This is a genomic window from Microbacterium sp. M4A5_1d (assembly GCF_053345465.1).
The window spans coordinates 1-5,484 of the sequence record NZ_JBKFAD010000005.1 but is presented as its reverse complement, the minus strand read 5'-3'; the positions used below and the strand labels follow the sequence as shown (position 1 = coordinate 5,484).

3 rRNA genes are annotated in these 5,484 nt (G+C 55.0%); all 3 read right to left on the bottom strand.

The window, feature by feature from the left end:
• Positions 1–9: 9 nt before the first annotated feature.
• Positions 10–126 (bottom strand): 5S ribosomal RNA (gene rrf / locus ACLBWJ_RS15690).
• Positions 127–226: 100 nt separating this feature from the next.
• Positions 227–3,333: ribosomal RNA gene (locus tag ACLBWJ_RS15685) — 23S ribosomal RNA — on the bottom strand.
• Positions 3,334–3,707: 374 nt separating this feature from the next.
• A 16S ribosomal RNA gene (locus ACLBWJ_RS15680) occupies positions 3,708–5,227 on the bottom strand.
• Together the 16S, 23S and 5S rRNA genes form the textbook arrangement of a ribosomal RNA operon.
• Positions 5,228–5,484: the final 257 nt, after the last annotated feature.

The following is a 5,484-nucleotide window of genomic DNA, read 5'->3' as shown; positions in this document are numbered from 1 at the left end:
ACGAAAGAAGTCCGGCGGTGTCCTACTCTCCCACAGGGTCCCCCCTGCAGTACCATCGGCGCTGTGAGGCTTAGCTTCCGGGTTCGGAATGTAACCGGGCGTTTCCCTCACGCTATGGCCGCCGAAACACTATTGATGTTTCAGTCTGCACAACGATCAATTCGTTATGCGGTTCTCGACCGTACATCGAGAACCACTCAGTGGACGCAAGCACCAAAAACGGTGTGTTATCAAGTCATCGGCTTATTAGTACCGGTCAGCTTCACGTGTTACCACGCTTCCACATCCGGCCTATCAACCCAGTAGTCTGGCTGGGAGCCTCTCGCCCGAAGGCATGGAAATCTCATCTTGAGGCCGGCTTCCCGCTTAGATGCTTTCAGCGGTTATCCATCCCGAACGTAGCTAACCAGCGGTGCTCCTGGCGGAACAACTGGCACACCAGAGGTTCGTCCAACCCGGTCCTCTCGTACTAGGGTCAGATCCTCTCAAATTTCCTACGCGCGCAGCGGATAGGGACCGAACTGTCTCACGACGTTCTAAACCCAGCTCGCGTACCGCTTTAATGGGCGAACAGCCCAACCCTTGGGACCTACTCCAGCCCCAGGATGCGACGAGCCGACATCGAGGTGCCAAACCATGCCGTCGATATGGACTCTTGGGCAAGATCAGCCTGTTATCCCCGAGGTACCTTTTATCCGTTGAGCGACAGCGCTTCCACAAGCCACTGCCGGATCACTAGTCCCGACTTTCGTCCCTGCTCGACCTGTCAGTCTCACAGTCAAGCTCCCTTGTGCACTTACACTCGCCACCTGATTGCCAACCAGGTTGAGGGAACCTTTGGGCGCCTCCGTTACTTTTTGGGAGGCAACCGCCCCAGTTAAACTACCCACCAGGCACTGTCCCTGAACCGGATTACGGTTCGAAGTTAGATATCCAGAGTGACCAGAGTGGTATTTCAACAATGACTCCACGGTAACTGGCGTCACCGCTTCAAAGTCTCCCACCTATCCTACACAAGCCACACCGAACACCAATACCAAGCTGTAGTAAAGGTCACGGGGTCTTTCCGTCCTGCTGCGCGTAACGAGCATCTTTACTCGTAGTGCAATTTCGCCGAGTTCGCGGTTGAGACAGTTGGGAAGTCGTTACGCCATTCGTGCAGGTCGGAACTTACCCGACAAGGAATTTCGCTACCTTAGGATGGTTATAGTTACCACCGCCGTTTACTGGGGCTTAAATTCTCAGCTTCGCCTTGCGGCTAACCGGTCCTCTTAACCTTCCAGCACCGGGCAGGCGTCAGTCCGTATACATCGTCTTGCGACTTGGCACGGACCTGTGTTTTTAGTAAACAGTCGCTACCCACTAGTCTCTGCGGCCTCCACACCCTTTCGGAGTAAATCCTAATAAGTGGAAGGCCCCCCTTCTCCCGAAGTTACGGGGGCATTTTGCCGAGTTCCTTAACCACGATTCTCTCGATCTCCTTGGTATTCTCTACCTGACCACCTGAGTCGGTTTGGGGTACGGGCAGCTAGAACCTCGCGTCGATGCTTTTCTCGGCAGCATAGGATCACCCACTTTTTATCCGCATCGTGTCTCAGCCTTGATGAGTCACGGATTTGCCTATGACTCGGCCTACGCACTTGCCCCGGGACAACCATCGCCCGGGTTGGGCTACCTTCCTGCGTCACACCTGTTAATACGCTAGCCGCACCAGCATGGGGTCGAGCGTTAGACCGGACCGTCTCACCCCGAAGGGATCAACTAAGCCCGGGTTAGGACTCTTAGCACCACTGGATTAGCTTGGGCGGTTCTTCGCCGGTACGGGAATATCAACCCGTTGTCCATCGACTACGCCTGTCGGCCTCGCCTTAGGTCCCGACTTACCCAGGGAAGATTAGCTTGACCCTGGAACCCTTGGTCTTTCGGAGGACGTGTTTCTCACACGTCTTTCGCTACTCATGCCTGCATTCTCACTCGTGTGCCGTCCACGGCTGGGTCACCCCGCCGCTTCACCCGGCACACGACGCTCTCCTACCCATCAACACGGCTGGACCACGAAGGCCTACCAATAATGTCAATGCCACAACTTCGGTGGCGTGCTTGAGCCCCGTTACATTGTCGGCGCGGAATCACTTGACCAGTGAGCTATTACGCACTCTTTCAAGGGTGGCTGCTTCTAAGCCAACCTCCTGGTTGTCAGAGCAACTCCACATCCTTTCCCACTTAGCACGCGCTTTGGGACCTTAGTTGGTGGTCTGGGTTGTTTCCCTCTCGACTATGAAGCTTATCCCCCACAGTCTCACTGCTGCGCTCTCACTTACCGGCATTCGGAGTTTGGCTGACGTCAGTAACCTTGTAGGGCCCATCGGCCATCCAGTAGCTCTACCTCCGGCAAGAAACACGCAACGCTGCACCTAAATGCATTTCGGAGAGAACCAGCTATCACGAAGTTTGATTGGCCTTTCACCCCTATCCACAGCTCATCCCCTCAGTTTTCAACCTAAGTGGGTTCGGTCCTCCACGACGTCTTACCGTCGCTTCAACCTGGCCATGGATAGATCACTTCGCTTCGGGTCTAGGACACGCGACTGAATCGCCCTATTCAGACTCGCTTTCGCTACGGCTACCCCACACGGGTTAACCTCGCCACGTATCGCTAACTCGCAGGCTCATTCTTCAAAAGGCACGCTGTCACCCCTACTAAGGAGGCTCCAACGGTTTGTAAGCAAACGGTTTCAGGTACTATTTCACTCCCCTCCCGGGGTACTTTTCACCTTTCCCTCACGGTACTTGTCCGCTATCGGTCATCTGGGAGTATTTAGGCTTATCAGGTGGTCCTGACAGATTCACACGGGATTTCTCGGGCCCCGTGCTACTTGGGATACTCTTCACGCCAAGAGAAGCATTTCGACTACGGGGTTCGCACCCTCTATGACCAGGCATTCAAACCTGTTCGTCTATACCTTCTTGTAACGTCGACCACTCGGCAGAATGATCAGAAAAGTCCCGCAACCCCCAACGTGCAACGCCTGCCGGCTATCACACACGCAAGGTTTAGCCTGATCCGGTTTCGCTCGCCACTACTAACGGAATCGCTGTTGCTTTCTCTTCCTGTGGGTACTGAGATGTTTCACTTCCCCACGTTCCCTCTACCCGCCCTATATATTCAGGCGGGAGTCACTAGGTCGGCACGCCGCCCAGCGGGGTTTCCCCATTCGGACACCCTCGGATCACAGTGTGCTTATCCACTCCCCGAGGCTTATCGCAGATTGCTACGTCCTTCTTCGGCTCCAGATGCCAAGGCATCCACCGTTTGCTCTTAAAGACTTGAAATCACATGAGTTGAATCGTCAAAAAATTGACTAATGATCTTTAAGATCATCTTCACGACACAACACCCGAAGGTGTCGCATCGAAGATGCTCGCGTCCACTGTGTAGTTCTCAAAGTACGGGCGGTACCCTCCCCACATGCCACCCAAGCAGCATGAAGAAAAGGCCCAGAGGTTGCGGACTCTCATCCGGTCCCTCAGGACCCAACAGCGTGCAGGTGCGACCTCCGAAACCCTCCCCGTTCCCACCGCAAGCGGCGTACTAGAGAAGAACCTCATCCTTCGCACCATGTCAAATGTTCCACCCATGAGCTCCCAGCGAAGAACATGTGCCTTCGAACTGGGTTCTGGACTCCGAAGAGTCAGATGCTCCTTAGAAAGGAGGTGATCCAGCCGCACCTTCCGGTACGGCTACCTTGTTACGACTTAGTCCTAATTACCGATCCCACCTTCGACGGCTCCCTCCACAAGGGTTGGGCCACCGGCTTCAGGTGTTACCGACTTTCATGACTTGACGGGCGGTGTGTACAAGACCCGGGAACGTATTCACCGCAGCGTTGCTGATCTGCGATTACTAGCGACTCCGACTTCATGAGGTCGAGTTGCAGACCTCAATCCGAACTGGGACCGGCTTTTTGGGATTCGCTCCACCTCACGGTATTGCAGCCCTTTGTACCGGCCATTGTAGCATGCGTGAAGCCCAAGACATAAGGGGCATGATGATTTGACGTCATCCCCACCTTCCTCCGAGTTGACCCCGGCAGTATCCCATGAGTTCCCACCATTACGTGCTGGCAACATAGAACGAGGGTTGCGCTCGTTGCGGGACTTAACCCAACATCTCACGACACGAGCTGACGACAACCATGCACCACCTGTATAGAGACCTTGCGGGGCGACTGTTTCCAGACGTTTCCTCTATATGTCAAGCCTTGGTAAGGTTCTTCGCGTTGCATCGAATTAATCCGCATGCTCCGCCGCTTGTGCGGGTCCCCGTCAATTCCTTTGAGTTTTAGCCTTGCGGCCGTACTCCCCAGGCGGGGAACTTAATGCGTTAGCTGCGTCACGGAATCCGTGGAATGGACCCCACAACTAGTTCCCAACGTTTACGGGGTGGACTACCAGGGTATCTAAGCCTGTTTGCTCCCCACCCTTTCGCTCCTCAGCGTCAGTTACGGCCCAGAGATCTGCCTTCGCCATCGGTGTTCCTCCTGATATCTGCGCATTCCACCGCTACACCAGGAATTCCAATCTCCCCTACCGCACTCTAGTCTGCCCGTACCCACTGCAGGCCCGAGGTTGAGCCTCGGGTTTTCACAGCAGACGCGACAGACCGCCTACGAGCTCTTTACGCCCAATAATTCCGGATAACGCTTGCGCCCTACGTATTACCGCGGCTGCTGGCACGTAGTTAGCCGGCGCTTTTTCTGCAGGTACCGTCACTTTCGCTTCTTCCCTGCTAAAAGAGGTTTACAACCCGAAGGCCGTCATCCCTCACGCGGCGTTGCTGCATCAGGCTTTCGCCCATTGTGCAATATTCCCCACTGCTGCCTCCCGTAGGAGTCTGGGCCGTGTCTCAGTCCCAGTGTGGCCGGTCACCCTCTCAGGCCGGCTACCCGTCGACGCCTTGGTGAGCCATTACCTCACCAACAAGCTGATAGGCCGCGAGCTCATCCCTGACCGAAATTCTTTCCAGCTACTGACCATGCGGTCGCAGCTCGTATCCGGTATTAGACGCCGTTTCCAGCGCTTATCCCAGAGTCAGGGGCAGATTGCTCACGTGTTACTCACCCGTTCGCCACTGATCCACAGAGCAAGCTCTGCTTCACCGTTCGACTTGCATGTGTTAAGCACGCCGCCAGCGTTCATCCTGAGCCAGGATCAAACTCTCCGTAAAGAAAATTTGCTGCGACCAGCCGGAAAAAGACTGGAGCAGCGAGTTTGATGCTGACCAAAGAGATAAATCATTGCTGACTATCCGTTGCCTCCCCCGAAGGGAAGGTCTTTGATCCAAAGGAATCTCACTCCACCGAAGTGGAGTCGAGGTTATTTGGCATTTGACAAGTGCACGCTGTTGAGTTCTCAAGGATCGGACGCTCCCCCAACTGACCTCACAGCCAGCCCAGAGGGCAACTTCACAACCATACCCCACCG